This window comes from Nostoc sp. PCC 7107, assembly GCF_000316625.1.
Taxonomy (GTDB): domain Bacteria; phylum Cyanobacteriota; class Cyanobacteriia; order Cyanobacteriales; family Nostocaceae; genus Nostoc_B.
This window is the reverse complement of sequence record NC_019676.1, coordinates 167,890-190,616: the sequence shown is the minus strand read 5'-3', so window position 1 is coordinate 190,616 and position 22,727 is coordinate 167,890. Positions and strand designations below refer to the sequence as shown.

General features: G+C 40.0%; 18 protein-coding genes. All 18 read right to left on the bottom strand.

Features of this window, described 5'->3' with window-relative positions; translation table 11 throughout:
* Position 1: 1 nt before the first annotated feature.
* The 18 genes from NOS7107_RS00795 to NOS7107_RS00705 all read right to left on the bottom strand — a co-directional run bounded on the left by NOS7107_RS00795 (position 2) and on the right by NOS7107_RS00705 (position 22,722).
* Positions 2-1,174, bottom strand: coding sequence for a glycosyltransferase family 4 protein (locus NOS7107_RS00795; protein WP_015111087.1), 1,173 nt, complete (start codon positions 1,172-1,174; stop codon positions 2-4).
* Positions 1,175-1,197: 23 nt separating this feature from the next.
* On the bottom strand, positions 1,198-2,685 hold the full coding sequence (gene wzy / locus NOS7107_RS00790; protein ID WP_015111086.1) for an O-antigen polysaccharide polymerase Wzy: 1,488 nt from the start codon (positions 2,683-2,685) through the stop codon (positions 1,198-1,200).
* Positions 2,686-2,696: 11 nt separating this feature from the next.
* Entirely contained in the window at positions 2,697-3,932 is a 1,236-nt protein-coding gene (locus NOS7107_RS00785) for a glycosyltransferase (RefSeq protein WP_015111085.1), read from the bottom strand.
* Between the two features lie 137 nt (positions 3,933-4,069).
* Positions 4,070-5,140 carry a glycosyltransferase gene (locus NOS7107_RS00780; protein ID WP_015111084.1) on the bottom strand — a complete coding sequence of 357 codons (1,071 nt, stop codon included), beginning with the start codon at positions 5,138-5,140 and terminating at the stop codon, positions 4,070-4,072.
* Between the two features lie 257 nt (positions 5,141-5,397).
* Entirely contained in the window at positions 5,398-6,648 is a 1,251-nt protein-coding gene (locus NOS7107_RS00770; RefSeq protein ID WP_015111083.1) for a glycosyltransferase, read from the bottom strand.
* 5 nt (positions 6,649-6,653) lie between these two features.
* Entirely contained in the window at positions 6,654-7,688 is a 1,035-nt protein-coding gene (locus NOS7107_RS00765; protein ID WP_015111082.1) for a glycosyltransferase family 2 protein, read from the bottom strand.
* Between the two features lie 37 nt (positions 7,689-7,725).
* Positions 7,726-8,697, bottom strand: a complete 972-nt coding sequence (locus NOS7107_RS00760; RefSeq protein WP_015111081.1) for a hypothetical protein — start codon at positions 8,695-8,697, stop codon at positions 7,726-7,728.
* Positions 8,698-8,716: 19 nt separating this feature from the next.
* Complete coding sequence (locus tag NOS7107_RS00755; RefSeq protein ID WP_015111080.1) at positions 8,717-9,661, bottom strand: glycosyltransferase; 945 nt, start codon at positions 9,659-9,661, stop codon at positions 8,717-8,719.
* Complete coding sequence (locus tag NOS7107_RS29620) at positions 9,658-10,215, bottom strand: DapH/DapD/GlmU-related protein (RefSeq protein WP_015111079.1); 558 nt, start codon at positions 10,213-10,215, stop codon at positions 9,658-9,660. The genes NOS7107_RS00755 and NOS7107_RS29620 overlap by 4 nt, the downstream gene beginning before the upstream one ends.
* Before the next feature lie 6 nt (positions 10,216-10,221).
* The gene (locus NOS7107_RS00745; protein WP_015111078.1) at positions 10,222-11,169 is read right to left on the bottom strand and encodes a glycosyltransferase family 8 protein; all 948 of its coding nucleotides are present in this window, start codon (positions 11,167-11,169) and stop codon (positions 10,222-10,224) included.
* A 71-nt stretch (positions 11,170-11,240) separates the two neighbouring features.
* The gene (locus NOS7107_RS00740; protein WP_015111077.1) at positions 11,241-13,571 is read right to left on the bottom strand and encodes a glycosyltransferase; all 2,331 of its coding nucleotides are present in this window, start codon (positions 13,569-13,571) and stop codon (positions 11,241-11,243) included.
* 322 nt (positions 13,572-13,893) lie between these two features.
* Complete coding sequence (locus NOS7107_RS00735; RefSeq protein WP_015111076.1) at positions 13,894-16,929, bottom strand: N,N-dimethylformamidase beta subunit family domain-containing protein; 3,036 nt, start codon at positions 16,927-16,929, stop codon at positions 13,894-13,896.
* 205 nt (positions 16,930-17,134) lie between these two features.
* Positions 17,135-18,337 carry a DegT/DnrJ/EryC1/StrS aminotransferase family protein gene (locus tag NOS7107_RS00730; protein ID WP_015111075.1) on the bottom strand — a complete coding sequence of 401 codons (1,203 nt, stop codon included), beginning with the start codon at positions 18,335-18,337 and terminating at the stop codon, positions 17,135-17,137.
* Positions 18,330-19,304 carry an NAD-dependent epimerase/dehydratase family protein gene (locus NOS7107_RS00725; RefSeq protein ID WP_015111074.1) on the bottom strand — a complete coding sequence of 325 codons (975 nt, stop codon included), beginning with the start codon at positions 19,302-19,304 and terminating at the stop codon, positions 18,330-18,332. Before NOS7107_RS00725 ends, NOS7107_RS00730 begins: the two co-directional genes overlap by 8 nt.
* On the bottom strand, positions 19,294-19,998 hold the full coding sequence (locus tag NOS7107_RS00720; protein WP_015111073.1) for a DapH/DapD/GlmU-related protein: 705 nt from the start codon (positions 19,996-19,998) through the stop codon (positions 19,294-19,296). The genes NOS7107_RS00725 and NOS7107_RS00720 overlap by 11 nt, the downstream gene beginning before the upstream one ends.
* Positions 19,999-20,010: 12 nt before the next feature.
* Positions 20,011-21,105 carry a DegT/DnrJ/EryC1/StrS aminotransferase family protein gene (locus NOS7107_RS00715; RefSeq protein ID WP_015111072.1) on the bottom strand — a complete coding sequence of 365 codons (1,095 nt, stop codon included), beginning with the start codon at positions 21,103-21,105 and terminating at the stop codon, positions 20,011-20,013.
* On the bottom strand, positions 21,102-22,139 hold the full coding sequence (locus tag NOS7107_RS00710) for a Gfo/Idh/MocA family protein (protein WP_015111071.1): 1,038 nt from the start codon (positions 22,137-22,139) through the stop codon (positions 21,102-21,104). Before NOS7107_RS00710 ends, NOS7107_RS00715 begins: the two co-directional genes overlap by 4 nt.
* A gap of 76 nt (positions 22,140-22,215) precedes the next feature.
* Positions 22,216-22,722 carry an acyltransferase gene (locus NOS7107_RS00705; RefSeq protein WP_015111070.1) on the bottom strand — a complete coding sequence of 169 codons (507 nt, stop codon included), beginning with the start codon at positions 22,720-22,722 and terminating at the stop codon, positions 22,216-22,218.
* Between the last annotated feature and the right edge of the window lie 5 nt (positions 22,723-22,727).

Genomic DNA, 22,727 nt, shown 5'->3' with positions numbered 1-22,727 from the left:
ATCAGAGTTTGACATATTCGAGTGCTTGTATCAATCCTTGAGTTGCCTGAGCGTAAGTGTAATTTCCTACAATTTTTCGGCTATTTTCTCCCCACTTTTGTAAACGTTCCCGATCTGATAACGCTGCTTGCAGGCTATGAGCTAATGCAGATATATCACCAGCCCGAAAAATTAAACCATTATGTTCATTATGAACTAAGTCTTGAGAACAACCAACATGATCACTGACAATTACAGGACGACCTAAACACATTGCTTCATTAATAGCCAGTCCCCAAGTTTCTCCAGCACCGTAACTTGGTAAAACAAATAAATCAGCCGCCGCATAAGTACGAGGCATTAATGTTTGATTTTGAAAAGGAGCAAAATAAATATTTGGGTGTCCTGCTGCTGTATTTTTTAGTTCTGCTTCTAAAGGGCCAGCACCGACAAATAACAAAGATGTCTGAGGAATATTTACTGATAAGAAAGCTTTGAGCAAATCCAAAGGACGTTTTTTATCTTCCAGTTTACCTGCAAAGAGAATTACTGCATGGTCTGGGGGGATACTTAATTCTTGTTTCCAGGTTTGTACTTGGTGATTAACTGTATCAGTTTGAGCCACAAATCGCTCATTATCTACTGTATGGGGAGAAAAAAACAACTGCTTTTCAGCGACTTGATGATAGCGGAAGTAGTCATAGTTAGCTTTACCGACATATAGACAAGCCGCAAATCGACGATAAATTTGTGTAATAAATTCTCGCTTAACTAAAGCTTTTACGCCCTTAGATGCCAGTAATCGATGGGAATCACCTCGAAATAACAATGGAGTTTGACGCTGATTCCAATCCCACAATAGACGATAGATACTAGCATAGTTATAAATCATTAGCAGTACAGCTTCGGGATGGAAGTTTTGAATTCGTGAAATTAAAGAGGGATTTTGTAAACCCCAAAAATTATGCGTACCAGGCTGAGAACTGATATTTGGTACAAATTCATAGTCATATCCATTTAGTAAAGGGATATCCCATTTAATTTCTTGCTGAAAACCAAAATCGACTTGCTTGGTAACACCAAAATCCCACAAATAAAAAACTTTTACAGCTAAATCTGCTGTGTTGCTGAGATATTTAAACCAAGGAGAATAATATTGAATTGGGTGAGAAACAACAATCGCCAGTTTTTTCATGCTCTAGCTGCACTTGTCTGTTATTAGTGATGAGCGGGAAATCTCGGTATCTTTTGATTCTGCATCAAGACTACCACAATCCCCACCAGTACCATACCCGATTGGAATAAAGCAGAAACGTAGACTCCAGCACTAAACTCTGTTTGAAACGAAAATGCCAGCAATAGAACAGAAAATAGTGACTGTGCTGAAAGAATTGGTGCATTCATAGACCAACGAGTAATTTTTCCGTACCAATTTCCCAAAACTACTCCCAGCCCTACACACCCTAAAAGTCCAAAATTTGCATAAGCCTCAGCCAGTAAACCCCAACCAATAGTTGTGCCTAATGTATCTTCACGCCTTTGTAACCCATAATGAATGCTCAAAATGAAAGTGCCTTCATGACTGCGAATTTTATTAGCATTCAGAAAACGAGGAATTAATAGTTGTGGTATGATTGCATAACTTTCTCCATACAAATAAGGAATAGGTTCTGGGCTTTTAGTCTGGGTTAAAAGCAGCATCTGAATTACACTAGAACGTTCTACAAAAGATGATTTTTCTTCCGATTCTGATGATTTATGAATATCATCTTTTGCTCTCATTTTCTCTAGACTGTAACCAATCCATTCACTGTACCAATCGAAATATTGCCAAGGTTGGACAAGAGTGGGTGTATCTGTTTGAAACCAATATTTGTGACGCATTTCATCTTTGCCTTGGTGCAGAACAGATAAAGAAATAGTAACTACTAAAATAGCTATAATTGGAACTTTCTTTCGCCCAATAATAAATGCTGCTGTCGATACCATGAATGTAGATGCTGCACCTACCACTACTAAGCTAATTGCATCTGTTACCATGTAAGCAATTAGCAAAATAAAAAATAATTGTGATTGAATTTTTGGTAAAGTACGATTACCTAACTGATAGGTAAGTACAAAACTTGCGAGGACAGTTAGCCCTAAAACAGCACCACGAACAGCGGCAAAGATACCTCCATCTAATATCAGCCACCCTCCGTTTTTAGACAAATTGAATAAAACGGCTAGTGTCATGATTGATAAAAAAAATAAATTTCCTTTTTTACCATTTAAAGCCCGATAATGTTTAGGCAAAGATGGAGGAGATTTTACCGATTTCAACCAAACTGAAGTACTTATAATTAAAAATCCAGCAGTTGTTATACCAGCAAATAGATGATTTTCAGGAGAATAAATTATAACTAAAGGATGATTCGCTACTAGAGGTAAACCATAAGTCCAAGTATATGTAAGAGCAAATAAAGGAAAAATTGGCATTCCAAATGCACGACCAGAACACCAAATATAACTTGGCCATAGTGCTGCTAAAGTAATGATCATAGATGCAAACTTTGACAGTATAGAATCAGTTTCTGCCTGTAATTCAAATAGCAATAATCCTATAGCCATCATCCAAAATACTTTGAGCAACTGTCGCCGTTGATATCTTTCAACAGCTGGTAGTAAAGCTAAAGAATTATAATTGCTAAGGGATGGCTCATTCATAGTGATTGGCTTTAACTGGCAAGACACTGATCAAAAATCTGGCATTGCTTCTTGGTCATTTCTTTTGCTGTATAAGGTTTAAAGGCTGACCAGTTAGTTTTTGGTATATATCTGTTCGGTAAGGACAGCAATTTCTGAACCGCAGTAGTCATCTCGACTAATAAATCTTCCGGTTGGCTGTCAGAGTTAAAAGTTACATACTCGCCAGCTTGACATTTTTGGAGAATATCTACCACAGAACTCTGACGATGGAAAACTGCCAGTATGGGTTTGCGGGCTAGAACACAAGGGTAAAGTTTAGATGCAGTATAAGTAGAGTCATTGGAACCAATTAATAAAATAGCATCACTATCTGTGAGGATTTTTAGAGCTTCAAAGTAAGGAATACGTTCAGGGTGTTCAGTTACTAAGTCGGCAACTCCAAATTCTTGGGCAACGGGTTCTACCGTTTTAATGGCTAGTTCTTTAGGTGCATAGCTTGTACCAACAAAGTGTAGCCTAATAGACTGCCATACTTGAGGATTTTGACGGCGATCGCACTGTATACTCAAAAATAAGGCTTGCAATGCCAATGCCATATCATCACCCCCTCGACCTACGTAAACCCAGTGGCGTTTGCCATCATGAGGATTAAATATTTTCTGCTGTACCTCAAGTCCAGGAAGCGATGCAAAATCTGACTCTGGCGCACCAAAGGGTAGAACTGTAAATTGTTCTGGGCGCAAGTGAGGATATCGCTGTTGGAGGATTTGCGGATAAGCAGGTGAGACACTAATCACGTGACTGACGGATTTTAAAGCAATAGGTTCCAGTAATTTCGCTTGCAGTTGCGAAAACTCATACTTAAAACGACCGCCTGGCGGTCTTGCAGTATTGGACTTTTGATAGTAATCACTTAGCCAGGGATCTTGGAAGTCTAGGACGTAAGGAATACCAAAACGCCGATACCAAATTGCTCCCAGCACCATTGATGTAAATATAGTGGTAGAAAAATATACCAAATCAAACTTCTGCTGCTGTAGAAGGCGACTTCCTACCTGAAGTAGCTGAGGAAAACTCCGCAAACCTAGACTACCTAAGCCAAATTTTCGAGTTTGTTGGATGGATAATGCTCCTGTATGTGTGACTGGGATGTGTGCGGGAATTGTTTTTTCCAACAATGGATCTTTAACCCCTTCAACAGCATCTGGTTGCACTGTGAGAATGTGAGATTGCCAACCAAATTCTGCCAAATAAGGCAAAGACATTCTTACTCTTTGGTGATCAGGGGCATTGATTGGGGGAAAGTGTGGACTGACAATTAAGACTCGATTAACCAAGGCTAAAGACTCTCAAAATTATATTCTTCAAGGATTTTTGCTACAAAAACTTCCAATTTATATGTTTAGGAAACTATTGACCTAATTGGCTCTAAATCTAGATGATGGGAAGATATGAGGCTATGGTAAAGATGTTCATACTTACCAACAATTACATTAGCGGCAAAGCACTGTTCAACACGCTGACGGCAATGCTCACGATTAATTTTAGATATGTTGGCGATCGCAGCAACAGTTTCCTCCAGATTATTCACTAGATAACCATCTATACCCTGACGTACAATTTCTGGTAAAGCTCCGCGAGGACAGGAAATAACTGGTGTACCACAGGCTAAGGCTTCTGCAAAGACAATGCCAAAGGGTTCATCCCATTGAATAGGAACAATCATAGCTGCGGCTTGACCAAGTAATTCATTTTTCTGTTCATCGTTGACTGGGCCAATATATTCAATTCCATCTTTTCCTATGTAGGGAGCTATTTCCTGTTCCCAGTAATTTTTACCTTCTTGGGAACTGACTTGATTACCAGCTATAATTAGAGGCTTTCTGGCTTGACGAGCTGCGGTGATCGCTTGATGCGCTCCTTTGATACTTTCAATGCGACTGAGAAAAACTAAGGGAGCATCTGGTTTGACAGTAGATTGGAAAGTATATTTCTCTAGTTCTACGCAGTTGTGAACTGTGTACCAAACTCCGCCAGCTTTCTGCCCAATACCACAAATATAATCACTACAACCAGTAAAAGTAAGAGAACCTTTAGCTAGTTTCGCTCCCCAATTTGTAGTGCGTAGGCTGGGGTTACGTTGATAAGACATTATTTTGGGTAAGTTAGAGTTCAGCAGAGGTAACAGATAAAAGATGCGAGAAAAACTATGCAAAATATCTGGTTGAAATTGCTGTACAGCAGACCACAGTACTTTTGTATTTTTTAAAGCATCTAATTTGTTTTGAGATTGTTTTCCCCACCAAGGAAAAAATTGACTAGCTTTAGAAGTAGACTCGGAATGAGCAACTAGTCCGACAGTGTGACCTCGACTTTCCAGTCCAGTAACTAGCAAATCAACAATACGTTCAATGCCACCATAAAGTTTCGGTGGTACTGGTAGTTCTGGATCAGCAGTTAATAAAATACGCATTTCTATAATTTAGATTTCTCTTAAAAGATTACAGTTTTATTTTTAAAAATACGAATGAATTATTTCTGTTAGTTAAACGTATATAGCTTTTCCTAATCTGCTGAAGTACTAAATACATTGCTAATAATATTAGGCAACCCCACCGAAGTTTGCCAGGAGGGTTTCCCTCCTGGCAACTTCTCTCTGCCTCAACTTTGCGCTTGACTCTGCGTTCAAAAACATTAGTTCTGTACCTCACTTGACCAGAAATCGCTATATTAAACATATATTTGAGTATTTGTAAGATTCATTGCTTTGGAAGCTATATGCAAAATTTGCTCAATTTGATACTCAAAATTCAGCTTTTTTTGTGTTGCTTGTAATGCAGATAATTTTGCCTTGGCTAACTTTTCTGGGGTACTCAATAAATCTTCTAATGCTTGGACAAGTGCTTTAGGAGATTCACTAGGAATTAATTGTCCAATGTGAGGAAATTCAGTAAAAATTTCTTGTTGACCAATAGTATCACTAGCGATAACTGCTAAACCTGCTTGTAGGTATTGAAAAAGTTTATTTGTGACTGTAAGATTCCGACTAGTAATATGATTACACTCCAACGCTAAACCAATATCATGTTCAGCGATGCGGGAGAGTAACTCACTGTTAGCAACTGTGGGATGAATGAATAAGCGATCGCACCATTCATCTGGTATTAATTTTTCTAACCATTGGCGAGAACTTTCTGGATAAGTACCCCTTAAATGAATTTCTAAAGGAATTGTGATTTGTGGTAAGGCTTGGAATAAAGTTTCTAAACCTCTTCCTGGCCCAATGGTTTGGGAAAACCAATGTACAGATGGTATGTTAGGGTTCTGTCGGTCACGTTTTTGGTGATCGATTTGCGATCGCTCTTCCCAAGGAAAAACGTTATAAATTACTGCGGGTTTAGGTGCGTTGTAAGCTTTAGCTAAAGCCTCTGCTAAGGCATGGGATGTTGTCAAGCAATAGCTACATTCCTTTGCTAGTCGACTTTCTAGACGTTTTAGCTGTGTAATAGGACGGACGATCTGAGCTTCTGGTAACAAGTCTTCAGAAAACCAGTCTTCAAAATCTACACCAACCCTGAAACCTCTATTTAGAAGTTGATTCCCTACCCAAAGTCCTGCTTCCGAGTGAATTATTGTTAAATCTGCACGGGTTTTCAGAGCAACTTTGAGCATAGCTTTTGCTCCGTAGCCCAGCAATTCCGGCGAAAAGCTCCCAAAACGTTGGAATTTTTCTCTAGCTAAACGTCCTTGGAGACGAACCACCAAGTTGTTGAATTTTTGGCTGGGTTGAAAGTCAATAATTGGTGCAAATCGCCATTTTTTGTTTACCATAATTAGGCGATCGCGCTCTACCAACCCTGGATCAAACCAAAAACCACCTACTGTAACATCATGACCTGCATTTGCTAAAGCTTCTGCTTCTTTTTGAGGGCGAGGCGCTGTACAAAGATGTCCGCCAATTAGGATTAGTATTTTAGCCATTGCATTTACTGAATTTTGCTCTCTTTTAACAGATATAAGCTTCTTTCACGTAACCTGGAAAGTTTCCAACCCACAGCAGCTTTGGCATATCCGTATTGATAGACAAATCTTTGTAATTTTTTAGCTTGTTGCCAGCCTAAACAAGAGGTAAGTATTTGAAACATCGGGCCTCCTGATGCTTGCAAATCAGAACCACCTAATTGTTGAACTTTTTCCTCTGCTTTTTGTAGGAGGTCTGTTACATCAGGGTAAACTTCATAAATGAAGCGTTGAAAAACAGTTGCACAAGCATGACGTGTTTTGGGAATATCTTCTCTAGCTAAAAGATTGCTTGTACCCAGTTCCAAAGCTAAAAAAGCCGATTCCCAAGCGCGACGAGATTTTGAACCACTGAGGCTATTAGTATCACCGGATCTGTAGTAAGTTTTAGCACCCTGACAAAATTTGACACCTTGGCTATTTAGTAATATGCGGCTGAAGTAGTCAAAATCATTAATCAAAGATAACCTTTCGTCCCAATTTCCTGCTCGTTCAGCAATTGGGCGGGGAATTAGCCAAGCTGCTCCGTGCATCATGAGATGATTTTCCCAAGCACAAACTAACCAGTCAACTGGTGACATATCTGTCCACAGAGGTTGGGGAATAAACAAAGCTTCATCAGGAGATTTATAAAATCTCGCCCATTCTCCTGACGCGACAAATTCAGAACTGCTATTACCCAAAAGCTGAATTTGACGCTCAATTTTATCTACGGCTAATAAGTCATCTGCATCTAAATACTCAATAAAATCTCCTTGAGCTTCTTGGAAGGCACGATTTTCAGATGCGCTTTGTCCCCTATTTTCTTGACTGATGACTTTAACTTTAGAAGAGGCAAAACTCTTAGCTATTGCCAGAGTGTTATCTGTTGAACCATCATTTACAATAATGATTTCTGTATTTTGCCAGGTTTGAGCCAAAGCAGATTCTAGGGTTTCTACTAACCATGCTTCTACATTAAAAGCAGGTATGAGGATGGAAACTAAAGGTTGTTTACTCATAATTAATCATGAATAAATTAGATTTTATTTAATCAGTTTATGTATTGGTGAAAATGTGTTTCCAGGCATAGCGGAAATACCAGGACTTAGAGTCTGATACATAGTGATGTAAAACCGCTTTAGGCTGCATAACTTCTGCTTTATTGGGCAGAACAATGTAATCTGTAGCAGGAGCAACAGCACAAGGTTTGCTAGACATTAGCATCGCTATCAGAGCCTGTTCCTGGTAATAGTGAGTACCTTGTTGCTCAATCATGGTTTTGCACCAATACTCCAGTTTTTCCCAGTCGACATCTTCACTTTTTAAACCACAAATTCCTACATTCAATCGCTCTGGAATTTCTGCTTGGGCTAGAGAAGACATAAAAGACTGAGAATAACCATAGGATGTTTCTACATCTACCATGTGGCATGATTTCTCAGGAGATGTGAGCCATTCCATTAGAAAATCTGGTTTATGAAAGAACAACATATCGGAGTCAAGTACTAATTTCCAGCCTTGAGAACCAATGTGAATATCAGTTAGTTTCTTCAGGTTAGGATAATTCAGGCGGCGTTCTCTCAAATAGGGAAATTTGCTTTGAGGTAAATATTGCTCTAGGCGTTCTTCAACTTCCGACAGCAGAATAATTTTAGCGTGATGAAAAATTCGCTTAATCTTGTTTTGATATTGCTGATCTAAAGAACCATCATCATAAATAATTGGACGCAATATTAGATTTGTATGTTGTTGCATTGAGTAGGCACAAAAACAGGTTTGATACCAAAATTTGTGGCCACTCAAAAAATAAATATCTAAAGATGGTGCTGATGTTTGAACTGCAATTGTAGGCAGTTTATCAGCAGCAGCTTCCATCTGGAGGCGTGACCAGTAGTCAATACCTATATTGATACTTCCCTGACGGGATATTTTTTCTAAAAATTCCTTGGGAGCATAGTATAATTTGTATGCGATCGCACCCAGTCCCCATTTTTTAGCTAACAGGCGTAGTTGCTGATTGGCAGTCATATAAATATTATTTAAATTACTATTTCAACATTGCTAAACCTTCAAACAGCCCACAAGCACCTTGCCACTGCACATAATTCGCTGGACTTCTCCAAGGCTGACAGCTAACGAAAGCCTTCGCTTTCCTCAAATAAACACTCCAACTAGCAATTTTTTCCCAAGGACGAATATTGTGAGCATCTAATACTTTCACCCAAGAACGAGAAGAAGAATAATTGAGTCGTGCCAGATAATCTTTTGTTAAACGATTAATCGAAATTAGATGGGTAAGTTGTAGTTGGGGAAAATAACCAACAGCCCAGCCAGCATCAAGCAAAGTTAGATTAATGTCACAATCACCACCAGACTGTAAACTCTTACCAGTACGGTCTAAACCTAATCGCAGACTGTCGTTTAAGATACTATTGACATACAATTGTGCGGGTTGTTGTTGCAAGGCCATTCCTGCACCAATGGGTGCAAATTCAGGGTATTGTTTCTCACTATTTAAGTCTTTGTCATAAGCGTAAATTTTCATCTCATCCCCTAAATCCCGCAATGCGAGACAACCCCAAAATTGTTTTACCCAAGGTTCGGGATCTGCTTCAAATTCTGGCAGAGATTTTCCGCCTATTGCTCCTAAATTGGGATAGGCGTGAAAAATGTTGATAGTGTCTTGAAGATAATTAGTACAGAGGACATTATCATCATCAACAAAGACTATATATTTTCCTTGACTGGCTTGAATACCAGCAATTCTTGCTCTTGTCAATCCTAAACGTTCTTCACGAATAATTTGAGTATGAGGATGCCAAGATATGTCTAAATTAGCAAATAGATCTGGGTTGCTAGAAGCATTATCAATAATTAGTAATTGCCAATCACTGTAGGGTAAAGACTGCGATCGCAGTCCATCTAAAGTTCTTTGTAGTCGAATTAAATTAGGATTATGAGTAGGAATAATGACTGAAATTATAGGATTCATATTCGTGTCTTGATAACTTTTGCTGGAACACCTACAGCAATGGAATAAGGAGGTAAATCTTTAGTCACAACAGCACCAGCACCAACCACACAACCATCACCAATTGTAACTCCGCCTAAAACGGTAACTCCTGCACCTAACCAAACATCTTTACCTATAGTTGTTGTTAGCAAAATATCAGGCTGTGAACGAATTTGTTTTGAGTGAGCAGGAATTGTATGATTAGAGGAAAGAATGCGGCAGTGCATAGCAATTAGGGAATCTTGCCCAATAGTTACACCTCCATGACCGTATATCACAGTATAAGGCCCAATGAAAACATTATCCTTGATTATGATATTTCCTCCCCATGCTTCTAGAATTACTCCTTGTTCTAATTTGACATTTGGCAATAAACAAATTTTTCCAGGAAAATTTCTAGCAACACCTAAAGCTACTTTAACTTGCTTATTTATCCAACAAGAAGAGTGTAATTCAACGCCCAATAACTGAAATTTCCATCTTCGCCAGATCACTGCTAACTTTTCTTGGCGATGTAATAAACCTTTAAGCACGATTTTCTAGCTAACTCTTCCTGTGAGTGGTGCAAGTAAATTACGAATTTTACTTCCTAAACCTAGACGAAATCGTAGGTCAGCAGTAACTTTAGATAGATAATTAGGTTTGTCGAGAAGTTGCGTATTTTTCCAAGGTGTAGTTGCTAAGTACTTGAGATATTCATCTTTAAAAGGATGTTGACAACCATAGTACCAAGGTTTGGCAATCCCTCCTCCTACAAAGTGAACTATGGCTGGATCGATTTGGGCTGTTAAATAATCAAATTTTTCATATTTAGCCCGATAATTTGAGCTAATTAACCCTTCTTCATCATAAATAAAAGGTTGGGAATTCCAGGTTAAATCTATGGGCAACCAAGAACCGTGTAATAAAATATTCAAGACATCTTGATCCCACCATTGTAACATATCAGGTTGTTGACGAATTAGCTCACAACCCCTCTCAAAAACTTTGAGTCTGCGCCAAGCTTCCAGATTAATCAGTATTAATCCAGCATTGAAGTATAGAGAATCTTGGGGTAGTCCAATTGTTGGTGGATAATCATCCATACCAGATGCGATCGCAGCTGCGTGACTAAAATTATCAATATTAATATTTAACAAAGGAGTAATTGGTTTACGAATGACTATATCAGAGTCAATAAACAAAACGCGATTAATATTTGGCGGCAATACTTCCGGTATACACAACCTAAAGTAAGTAGCTATCGAAACATGATGAGTTACTGGTGCGTTCCTAAAAGTATCTTTACTTATAGAGATAAACTCAAAACTTTTTTTATTTTTGTCCAAAAAAAGTTTTAACTTTTCCATTTCTCTAGAAGAAATGCTATCAGTAATGATATGAACATTAAAATCCTGCTGGGGATTATTGCTAAATAATGAAGATAACATCACAGCACAATGCTGTGCATATTTCTCATCTATTGTACAAACAATACTAATACTCATATTGATTATTGTGAGATTATAAATTATCTACTTTGTCATTTTAATAGTGTATTTTATCATGCAATCAAACTCTACCTTCTCTTAAAAAGAGCATATCCTTTACGGAGATAAAGATTTTGTGACACGGTAATATAATTAATGTCAGCAATTAATGCTTGGTATTTATTATAATTAAACCTCTGATTGACATTATTAATTATTAAATAATTTGCTCCATAAACCTCATTGATATCAAAATCAGTTTGAAGATTATTGGCATCAATTAATACTAGATCAAAAGATACTTTTTCTTCCTTGTATTTGATGCAATCTATCACAGAAAATTTTTCAGAACAATTGAGGTTTAGAGTATAAAAAACTACGGATTTACTATGCCTATATCGTTTTTGTAATTTCTGGAAGTTTTCTGTGGCAGTATTAAGACAAACCACATTTATCTTGTCTAACTTAGAATGCAAATGAGCGAGTAATGCTTCCGTTGCTAACTGCCCATTGCCTGCTCCAATAACTAAAACTGTTTGGATATTTTCTTGACTAATATTGTGAATTTCCTGACATAACTCATCATGTCTCATACTAGAAAGATTGTAAGGTAAAAAGTATCCTACCTGAGATTCCCAATTATTTAAGGGTTGGATGATAAATTTTTCAATTTCTCTATTTAATTTAGATTTAACTCTTTTATATAGAAGATTTTCCTTGTGAGAAAAACTCGATTTTTTTGTTCTTGCCAATATTCTGGCACTCAAATTTAAATTCTGCTTTAACCATGATATGTATAAGGGATAATTTACAGATTTTTGTGGTGCTAGGAAAGGCAGTTTTAAATCGAGATTATGAGTTAAGGTATTTACTAAATGCGACTGTCCGCAAGCTTGTAGCATCTTACAAAGTTGAACCAACCAGTCATCTAAGCTGCGCTCAGGTAATTGATGTACACTCAAACGGCATTTTTCTGTAGAAATATTTAATGGATTTACTTTACTACCGGGATTGTTAAGCAGGTTGACTACCCAACGGATGCGGTCTAACTCAGGATGAATCAGCAATGTAAATTCATTAACACGCGCAACCGCCTGATTGAGTTCACCTTGACACAGTAAAGTAATAATCAAATATGCCCATTCTATGGGATCAGGATCTAGGGCTTTATACTCTTCTAAAGTATATTTAATTGGTTGAGTAATCCAATGATATGCTGTCTTAGCGTCTCCTTGATAAAGGTGACATATTGCTAATCGTAGTTTTGGCTCAGGCATCCAATATATATGATTGACACATTTTAGATATGCACTTTCTGCCTCTGCATATTCACCAGCGCGTAATTTCTGATCTCCTTGGCGAAGGATTTCCAGAATTAATCCATTACCAATGATGTGGGAACTTTGCATTCCAGATAATTTTTCGACAATAGAAAGTAAACCAAAAGGGCTTGTTTGAATAATTTTCTGATGAGATTGAAGATGTTTTTGGAGATTAAACCATTGATAGATTTGATCCCGTTGTTTGAATGTATGGTGAGTGTGAACAAGCTGGTATCCTGCATCGATAATTTCTGATAATTTATCTAAATTATTAAATAGGTAATCTAGCTTGTCTAATACATTATCTTCATCTGCAAACACGCAATTTTGCATATCAACAAAGCCAGCAGACTCCAAAACAGAAGTTTTTTCAGTAATTAAACAGGATTTAGAACCTGGTATTTCTAAATGTTTACGGATTATTTCTTTTTCTATGGAACCACAGGTTGGCACAAACCAAGCAGAATTAATTGTACGGGCATATTGCTCACCTTCCAACATCTTGAAAGCAGCACGCTGATGATATCCTAGATGTGGGCAAATTAATGAGGGATAATTCTGGGAAATTAGCTTATGAATCCTCTGCCGCCAAGGATAAAGTTGATTAATTCCACCAGTAAACATAACTGGGATAATCTTGTCTTGCCCATAGTCTTGATAAATTTGCGGATCAATAAAGTTAGGCCAAACAAAAGTATTGCCAGCAATTTCTGGCGTATGTTCAGGGGTAGTTGTAGCAATAGAAAAGAAGGTTTCTATTCCCCAACTTTCCATATCAGAGATAAAGCCAGCACGAGCTTCACACCAAGAGTCCCCATTATGAAAACCTAGTTTGGGTATTTCTGGATAAATATGAGTATTCGTAATTTCTAATCTGTAGCATCGTCGATAATTTACCCCACTTTCAAAAAGAGTGATATCTGGCTGGTACTGGTCACAAATTTGTTGATAATCACAATTCTCATTAATTACAGTTACTTCAAAAAATTCAGATAAACACTGGATATGTTGTTGTTTGTGTAATATCAAAAAGTTGGGTAAATTCTCATCATCTTTATAACGAAAAAATACCAATTTTGGCTTAAAATTATTCTGCATAATATCCTTATTGGTAAGGTAGATTTAAAATCTACATCATCGAACTTATCCGCTGTATTAATGAGAATTAATATAGACGTATGATTTAATTTTTACAAAAATATCAATTATATGTAGGACATGTTAGTAATTAGCTGTTAGTGTTGCTTTTTCTGTAAATAGATAAGTTTCAGTTTACGCATAAAATACTCTACTTGATATTACCAAAATCCAACATAATATCCATTAATAGCCAAAATAAAGATAGGAAAGAATCTGTCTTTCCTATCTTTGAATCAAACGATTGATAACGTAGTGATGTTACTAGCGATTTTGAGATGGTTTATGGAATGATGATGTTTGCATCTGGTTTCTGGGGTCTGGCTTCCATATCTGCAAGAATGTTGACAGTCATTTGCTTAACGCGACTATCTGCCCGCGCTGGTGTAACATCTTCACTATCTAGCCCCCATGCCCATTGAATTGTGCCGGAAGCAAAGACTTTTGCCCCACTAGCTGCGGTATAGCGAGCTGAGTTAGATTTGGTGTAATCTTGATTAGCAGGCAGACCTGGTTCTCCAGGTGGCTCATCAAAGGTGGGTAATAAAGCTGAAGGTGAGACTGGTGATTCAGATAAAATCACCAGTCCTGGTGGGGTAGAACCATTATTCACTACAAAATCCCATTCATAACCCACTAACAAAAATAACTGTTGCCCATTTTGTAGTCCTGTGTTTGCATAGTATGGATCGTTGCTGTTAGTGACAACAAAATTACTACCACCGTAAATATTAGGTGTGTCACTACCATACATCACTCCTAATAAGGAATTTTCTGGCTGTTGGTTCTGGAAACTCCGAAATTTATTAGTAGCGGCTGATATTCCTTGTTGCTGGGCAATCGGATCTAATGCCCAATCCTGTTTATAACAAGTCATGACTCTATTTGGCCTAACTTGTCCAGCCGCAGGGGTAGAATTTTCAAATCTGACTCGCCAATAGCAGGTGTTAGCAGAGAAGAATCCCAAATTAATTCCTGCATCACGAGCCGCTTTGACATGATCAAACATCTCTTTTGACCAGTACTCATCATGACCGACAGACAGGTATACTTTATGATTTAGTAATTTTTGTCCGTTAGAGTGTACCTGCATATTGTCTGTGTAGGTGATATCGTAGGCTTGCGATTCCAACCACCGCACCATGTTGTATTCCCATCGCAAAGGTGTGTCAGCTTCGTAAGATTCCTGATAACTGGCTTGGGAGTAGGGTCGGTCATAGGAAACTTTGTAAGCCCTTTGTCCACCAATACTGTTATAGTTGTATAGGCTGTAGCCTCCCATTGTACTGTATGCCAGTACAGTAGAGACTGCACTTTGGAAAATAATATCCGCTTCGCTGCCATCATCACGCACTACAAACCACACATGAGCTTGTTTGCCAGTGCTGTGGTCGGTGAGTTTGGCGATGTAAAGACCGCTTACCCAGTTATTATTTACCTGTAGGGCATAGGAAGTTGTCCAGTTACACTCAATCAAACGAGTATCTGGGTCTAAAGTACAGGCGGGTTGAGTAGTGCCTTGTAGTGAACCACTACTGGCCATCAGTCTGCCTCCTGCACCGCCATAATAGCCCAAACGGTAGACATCAATGGCAAATTGACCAGCTTGTGCCAGCGAAACTTTGATATCTAGAGTTTCACCTTTGTTGACGCTGGTTGCTGAAGCATAACCGGCAATCTCGCCACTGGCACGGTTGGTCATCTTCCAGCTATTCGTACCAGCATTGAGGTTTTCTAAATAAATAGGATTGGGTTCACTGGGAGCCGCTGCTGCTAAAAAGGTTTCACTACCAATACCAGGGGCGATCGCTGTAACTACTACTCCTCCTAAACCCGCAGGAACTGCTCCCAATGTCAAGGTTGTACTGGCTTCACCGCTGGCATTGGTAACTGTACTTGTCGGGGAAACTGACCCTCCCCCCATAGTGACACTGAAGTTGACTGTAACTCCAGCTTGGGGACTGTTTTGAGCATTGATAACTTTCACAACTAGAGGATCGGGTAAAGCATTACCTGTAGTACCAGTTTGATTATCTCCACTCACTTTCAATAAGTTACTACCAACGACAAAGCCAATATCTCGATAATAGTTACTATTGCGGTAGGAATTTTGTGGGAAAGAATGGACATTGACATTGTATAGTCCATTGTTCCCATCGGCCACAGAGCTAACGTCGCCATTGATGATGGAAGTAGCTAGTTCATCATAAGTGATAGCGTAGTGGCTATTAACGTTCACAGAAACTACGTAGGTCGTGTTGGCTTGAATATTAATTGGCGTATCTAGTAACTGCTCTTGCCAGCCAGAAGCTGTTTCGTTCGTAAAGGTGACACTGGCTAAAAGTGTTCCTGTGGCTGTCCAGAGCTTACCAACATGAGTCCCTGTTTCACTAGGAGCTTTCCAGAAGCGTAGGAGTGTAACTTGTCCACTTCTAGCACTGCGGAATTTCATCCCTAATTCGTAGGAAGTGCCATTGTTATCAATATTATTCGCAATGCTAGGAACCTGGTTTGTCAAAACTACTTGTGTGTTGCCTGACGGATTAGCATTTGCAAAGAAGGTCACGCTACCTATACCATTGGCGGTGGCTGTGACGGTGTTAGTTATGGATAGTGTGGCACCAGCAGTGGCTCCCAGGGTGAAATTGGTAATAAATTGGCCATTAGCATTGGTAACTCCACTAGCGGGAGAGACTGAGCCTCCACCACTGATAACACTAAATGTAACTGGGGCATTAGGTTGGACATTACCAGCAGCATCTCTGACTTCAACAATTAAGGGATTGGGTAAGGTGCTGCCAGCTAAACCACTCTGATTATTGCCGCTAATCTTGGTAATTGTTGGTTGTGGGACATAAACAAAGTCGACATCTCGGTAGTAGTTAGTATTGCGATAGGAATTACTGGGAAAGGCACCAGGCGTACTATTAAATACCCCATTGTTATCATCGGCAACGGAGGAGAGGTCGCCATTAACAATGGAAGTAGCTAGTTCATCATAGGTGGCGACGTAGTGGCTATTGATGTTAACGGAAACTACGTAGGTGGTATTATCTTGAATAAGAATTGGTTGATCTAATGTTTGCTCCTGCCAACCAGAAGCTGTTTCGTTCGTAAAGGTGACACTGGTTAAGAGTTGCCCTGTAGCTGTCCACAGTTTGCCAACATGAGTACCCGTTTCACTAGGGGCTTTCCAAAAGCGGATTTTGGTAATGTTACCAGTTCTGGCACTACGGAATTTCATACCTAATTCGTAGGTATTTCCTGGCTCCGTGAAATTAGTAATACTGGGAACTTGATTGGAAAAAAGAGTATTCATAAGATGTGATAGACAGAATTTCGATAAATTTGAGTTATTAAAATTAAGGAACCGATGTTCAGAGTTTCTTCAAAGGTAATTGGTATAATCAAGTAAAGTAATTGTGTAGTAAGAAGGTTTTCAGGAATTTAAGCCAATAAAGTTTTGATTCTTTGAAACTCCGACTGAGTAATGAGTTGAACCGCCTGAAGATTATCTTGATGAATTAACTCTCACAAGCTGTTTTTAACACTTTTACTACATAGTTTTGTTCTGGCTCAGTCATTTGGTGAAATAAGGGTAAGAGAACAGTATTGTCCTGTGCTTGCTCACTTTCAAACAGGCGATCGCACTTACCAACTTCACACTCACAAGCTTTTGGCTCAACTCCACATGACCAAGCTTCACTTTGATAAGCACTTTCGCGGTGGGCGCACATAATCCCGCGTCGTGTGGCAATGCCAGCATCTAGCATTGCCTGCATGACTTGTACCTGGTCATATTTCTCTGTTAGCCGGACACAAAAACTCTGCCAGTTACTCTTTGCCCAATTTGGCTGACTCGGTAATTTTAATCCCGGTATATCTGCTAGTATTTCTTGATATCTTTGTGCTAAATAACGCCGACGTTCCACAATTTCTGGAAGCCGCTTGAGTTGTTCTCGCCCGACTGCTGCTTGAATATCAGTCATGCGGTAGTTGTAACCCAGCATGGGATATGACTCAAATATCACCTGTTTTGCACCGTGGCGTACAGTATCGGGGACGCTCATCCCATGTTGCCGCCACAGGCGAAACTGTTTGTCATATTCGAGGTTGTTGGTAGTAAGCATCCCACCGTCGCCAGTGGTGATGACTTTGCGGGGGTGAAAAGAAAAGCAGGCGATATCCCCATGTGGTTTGCCAATTTTCTCCCAGTTTCCATCCCAGAGGATTTCACTACCGATCGCACAAGCTGCATCTTCAATTACTGGTAAATTGTAACGGTGGGCAATATCCAAGATGGCTTTTAGGTCGCAAGGCATCCCGATTTGGTGGACGATCAGGATGGCGCGAGTCTGTTTGCTAATCACATCCTCAATTAACATCGGATTGATGTTGTATGTCTGTGGTTCAATATCCACAAACACTGGTATTGCACCGCAGTAGCGAATACTGTTAGCGGTGGCAATATAAGAATGGCTGACGGTAATCACTTCATCCCCAGGTTTCACACCTACAGCTAATAGCGCTAAATGCAATGCTGTGGTGCAATTGGAGACAGCACAAGCCGAGTTTGCGTCTACGTAAGCTGCAAACTCTTGCTCAAAGGCGGCGACTTCTGGCCCTTGTGTTACCCACCCAGACATAATCGCACGGCTAGCTGCTTCAGCCTCAGCTTCACCTAACCAAGGTTTAGCGATCGGGATAGATTGGATTTTATCAGACATTGCTTGCTTCCTTTGCCAATTTCTGTTCGCGCCACCAACTCACTAGCCGACGCAATCCTTCTTCTAAGGATACCTGCGCCTCAAAACCCAGCAATTGCTTGGCTTTACTCACATCTGCCAATCGCCGGGACACGGGGTTAACTTTGCGTTCTGGCCCATATTCTGGCTGTAAATCTGAACCCATCACCTTAGCCAAACTATAAGCTAGGTCGTTCAGGCTGCTTTCCACATGACTGGCAATATTAAACACATCATCCGTAACATCGGCTTTGGCAGCTAAGATATTTGCTCTGGCAATGTCTTCAATATAAACAAAGTCCATTGTCTGTTTGCCATCACCGAAAATCAGTGGTGGCTGACCTGTTGCAATGCGCTCCATCCAGCGAATCAATACTTCCGTGTATACACCGTAAATATCCATGCGTGGACCGTAGACGTTAAAATAGCGTAATGCTACATAGTCCAGCCCATACATATCATAGAAACTGCGTAACAAGCCCTCATTAAAGACCTTTGCCGCTCCGTAGATGGTGCGGTTATTGTAAGGGTGATGAGATTCAGTTGTGGGAAACTCCTCTGCCATGCCGTATATCGAGGCTGATGAGGCCGCGACTACCTTTTTTACCCCGGCTTTCACTGCTGCTTCCAAAACGTTGAAAGTGCCATCTGCCAAAACTTCTAATGCCAAACGCGGTTCTTCGGCACATTGGGTAATGCGAATTGCTGCTTGATGAAAGACTATATCCACACCTTGCATGACTTCACCCAGGAGTTTTTGATCGCGGATGTCGCCTTCTACGATTACTAAAGGGCCATTTTCTTTTGCCCAAGCAAGGTTTTTCAGCTGTCCACGGGTGAAGTTATCTAAAACAATAATTTCAGAGACTCCTTCATTTACCAACAAATCGGCAATATGGGAACCAACTAAACCTGCACCGCCTGTAATTAAAATTCGTTTATTTTGCATATTCTTCCTTTGATGGTTCATATCCTTCCCGCCAGCGTAAAAACTTAGCAGGGACACCAGCGACGATCGCGTAAGGTGGTACATCTTTGGTTACGACTGCACCAGCGCCAACAATGCTGCCTCGGCCAATTGTTACCCCAGGTAAGATTGCCGCATTCATGCCAATATCGGCTCCTGTTTCCACTTTTACTGATTTAATTTCTAAGTCTGTTTGGATGATGGGAACATCAATCGGCAATCCAGTGTGTGATGAACCCAGCACTTTTGCACCTGGGCCCCATCCCACATAATCTTCAATAATTAAATAACGGGCATCAAAGTAGCTCTGTGGTCCAATCCAAACATGATTACCAATGATGCAAGTACCATCAAACCTTCCCTGAATATAGGTTTGTGAACCAATAAATACCTGGTTCCCAATCTCAAAGGTTTCGAGATGTTTAAAACCTACACCATTGCCAATACGAATGTTATGTCCGAATTTACGTGCTGCTGCACGCCAAATAGCTCGCCGCATTAGCGCGTCAAAGTCGCCGTCACTTGTAGCAAAACGTGCGTATAATTCGATTAATGATTTTTGTTCATATTGAGTATTTAAATATTCTGATAGTTGAATTTCAAAATCAGGGTCTAGCTTTTCTGCTTGTAAGCCGTGGATAGCTGTGACTGTCTTAATTGTACCTGGATTGGACATCAAATTTATCGGTTATGTTAAGCTAATTACGGCTTTGGCAACCTGAGTTTGTGACTCTTTGCTTAGTTCTGCATACATAGGTAGCGATAAAACTTCCCTAGATGCGGCTTCTGAGTGCGGAAAATCACCTGGCTTGTAACCTAAGTCTGAATAAGCTGGTTGTAAATGGACAGGAATTGGGTAATGAATACCTGTTTGAATTTCCATCTCTTGCAGACTTTGTTGTAGGGCATCTCGCTCTGGCGATCGCACTGCGTAGACATGATAAACATGACGGCTGTAAGGCATTACAGCAGGTATACCTACACCAGATTTTGCCAAAAGTTGGTCATAGTGGGCTGCGTGTGTTCTTCTTGCTTCTGTCCAGCCTTCGATGTAGCGTAATTTCACCCGTAAAATCGCTCCCTGGATGCCATCCATGCGATAGTTGTAACCCTTCAAAACATGGTGATACCTGCGTTCTTGACCCCAGTCGCGCAGCATTCCCATAGTATGGGCATATTCTGGATTATTGGTGACTGCCATACCTCCTTCACCATAAGCACCTAAGTTTTTACCAGGGTAAAAACTAAAACAACCTACGTCACCAATACTACCTACACGTTGCCCCTTGTACTCAGCCCCGTGAGCTTGCGCGGCATCTTCTATAACGACTAAACCATGACGGCGAGCAATGTCCAAAATTGGCTCCATGTCTGCTGGTTGACCGTACAAATGCACGGGTAGAATCGCTTTGGTGCGTTCAGTTATCGCTTTTTCAATTTGGGTGACATCGATTGTGTAGGAAACAGGATCGATATCTACGAAAACGGGGGTGGCTCCGGTGTAGCAAATAGCTGCTGTGGTCGCAACGAAGGTGAAAGGCACGGTAATCACTTCGTCACCCGCACCGATGCCAGCTGCTAGTAATGCTAAATGGAGGGCGCTAGTACCTGTATTGACAGCAATGCCATAATCTGCATTGCAGTAATCGGTAAACTCTTCTTCAAAGGCTTTAACTTCATTACCCAAAACGAATTGCGTACTTGCAAGTACTTTTAAGACGGCAGTATCAATTTCGTCTTTAATACTTAAGTATTGAGTTTTTAGGTCTACAAATGGAATCACGCTGCTACCTCTGCCATATTCAGTTCAATTAATCGGCCTTGCTGCTTGAGAGACTGGGTTGCAGCTTCGAGAATTCTGACTACTCGTAGTCCTGCTTCTCCATCAGTAATGGGGCGATCGCCTTTTTCAATACAATTAATGAAGTGTAATCCCTCTGTTTTCAATGCCTCTGTCATATCTAATTTGGGTGAGTACATATCCCCTGTGCGATAACCAATCATCATTTGATACACGCTTTCGGAGTTGCCATTAAGTGTAATACCCTTGTCGTAAATCTTGACTTTCTCACTTGGTTCTAAGTCATCGTAAACAATCATCCGTTGACTACCACCAATCAATGTGCGACGGATTTTTACTGGTGCTAACCAATTCACATTAATGTGAGCAATGAGATTTTTTTCAAAAAATAAGGTCAAGTAGGCGATATTTTCTGGTTCTCCAGGAACGTGGCTGATGCCTGTAGCCGAGACAGCATAAGGCTGAGATGGCAATAGGTAGCTCATGATTGAGAGGTCGTGGACTGCCAAATCCCAGATGACATTTACATCATGCTGAAACAGTCCGAGGTTGACGCGGACAGAATCGTAGTAGTAAATATCACCTAGTGAATTAGTGGCGATCAAATCGTGCATTTTGCGGACAGCACCCGTATACACAAAGGTGTGATCGACCATTAACACTAGGTTGCGTTTTTCTGCCTCTTCAATCAGCCGCATTGCTTGCTCGGAGGTAGTTGTCATTGGTTTTTCTACCATCACGTGTTTACCAGCTTGCAAGGCTGCTAAAGCTAATTCAAAGTGAGTTGAAACTGGTGTGGCGATCGCTACAGCGTCAATTTTTGGATCTGTAAATATATCTCGGCAATCTTTAGTAACTTGAATTGTCGGATACCGAGCTTGTACCTTTGCTAGTAGTTGTGGGTTAAAATCGCTAACGGTTCTAACCTGAACTCCTGGCATTTCTACAAAATTTCTTACCAGATTTGGGCCCCAATAGCCATAGCCGATGACACCGATATTAATGTTGTTTACCATTGCTTTTAACTAATGAGAATTTATTTTTTAGGTATTATCAATTGCTGCTATTGAAAAGTGGCAACAAAGAAGGATATCACAAAAGACTAGTGGACATTTCTAAGTTTTGGCGATCGCGTACATCACCTATGACTTTAGCTGGGACTCCAACTACAATTGCATAATCAGGAACATTTTTAGTGACTACTGCACCAGAGCCAACAATAGCTTTTTCTCCAACAGTCACTCCTGGTAAGATAGTGGCGTTACTGCCAATAGAGGCACATTTTTTAACTAGGGTCTTGACGACACACCAATCATCTCCTGTTTTTAAACTACCATCTTCATTAGTGGCACGGGGATAAGTGTCATTGGTAAACATAACTCCGTGACCAATAAAGACTTCGTTTTCGAGGACAACACCTTCACACAAAAAGCTATGTGATGAAATCTTACATCGGTCACCGATAATCACATCTTTCTGAATTTCTACAAAAGCGCCTATCTTGGTTTCGTCACCGATTTGACAACCGTAAAGATTTACAAGATTGGCATGAAAAATTTTGACATTTTTGCCTAATTTGACATCATCGTTGATTGGCACCTTGC

Coding starts and splice junctions, on each gene's coding strand:
- NOS7107_RS00795 (WP_015111087.1), bottom strand. CDS start 1,174: ATGAAAAAACTGGCGATTGTTGTTTCTCACCCAATTCAATATTATTCT.
- wzy (WP_015111086.1), bottom strand. CDS start 2,685: ATGAATGAGCCATCCCTTAGCAATTATAATTCTTTAGCTTTACTACCA.
- NOS7107_RS00785 (WP_015111085.1), bottom strand. CDS start 3,932: ATGTCTTTGCCTTATTTGGCAGAATTTGGTTGGCAATCTCACATTCTC.
- NOS7107_RS00780 (WP_015111084.1), bottom strand. CDS start 5,140: ATGCGTATTTTATTAACTGCTGATCCAGAACTACCAGTACCACCGAAA.
- NOS7107_RS00770 (WP_015111083.1), bottom strand. CDS start 6,648: ATGGCTAAAATACTAATCCTAATTGGCGGACATCTTTGTACAGCGCCT.
- NOS7107_RS00765 (WP_015111082.1), bottom strand. CDS start 7,688: ATGAGTAAACAACCTTTAGTTTCCATCCTCATACCTGCTTTTAATGTA.
- NOS7107_RS00760 (WP_015111081.1), bottom strand. CDS start 8,697: ATGACTGCCAATCAGCAACTACGCCTGTTAGCTAAAAAATGGGGACTG.
- NOS7107_RS00755 (WP_015111080.1), bottom strand. CDS start 9,661: ATGAATCCTATAATTTCAGTCATTATTCCTACTCATAATCCTAATTTA.
- NOS7107_RS00745 (WP_015111078.1), bottom strand. CDS start 11,169: ATGAGTATTAGTATTGTTTGTACAATAGATGAGAAATATGCACAGCAT.
- NOS7107_RS00740 (WP_015111077.1), bottom strand. CDS start 13,571: ATGCAGAATAATTTTAAGCCAAAATTGGTATTTTTTCGTTATAAAGAT.
- NOS7107_RS00735 (WP_015111076.1), bottom strand. CDS start 16,929: ATGAATACTCTTTTTTCCAATCAAGTTCCCAGTATTACTAATTTCACG.
- NOS7107_RS00730 (WP_015111075.1), bottom strand. CDS start 18,337: ATGTCTGATAAAATCCAATCTATCCCGATCGCTAAACCTTGGTTAGGT.
- NOS7107_RS00725 (WP_015111074.1), bottom strand. CDS start 19,304: ATGCAAAATAAACGAATTTTAATTACAGGCGGTGCAGGTTTAGTTGGT.
- NOS7107_RS00720 (WP_015111073.1), bottom strand. CDS start 19,998: ATGTCCAATCCAGGTACAATTAAGACAGTCACAGCTATCCACGGCTTA.
- NOS7107_RS00710 (WP_015111071.1), bottom strand. CDS start 22,139: ATGGTAAACAACATTAATATCGGTGTCATCGGCTATGGCTATTGGGGC.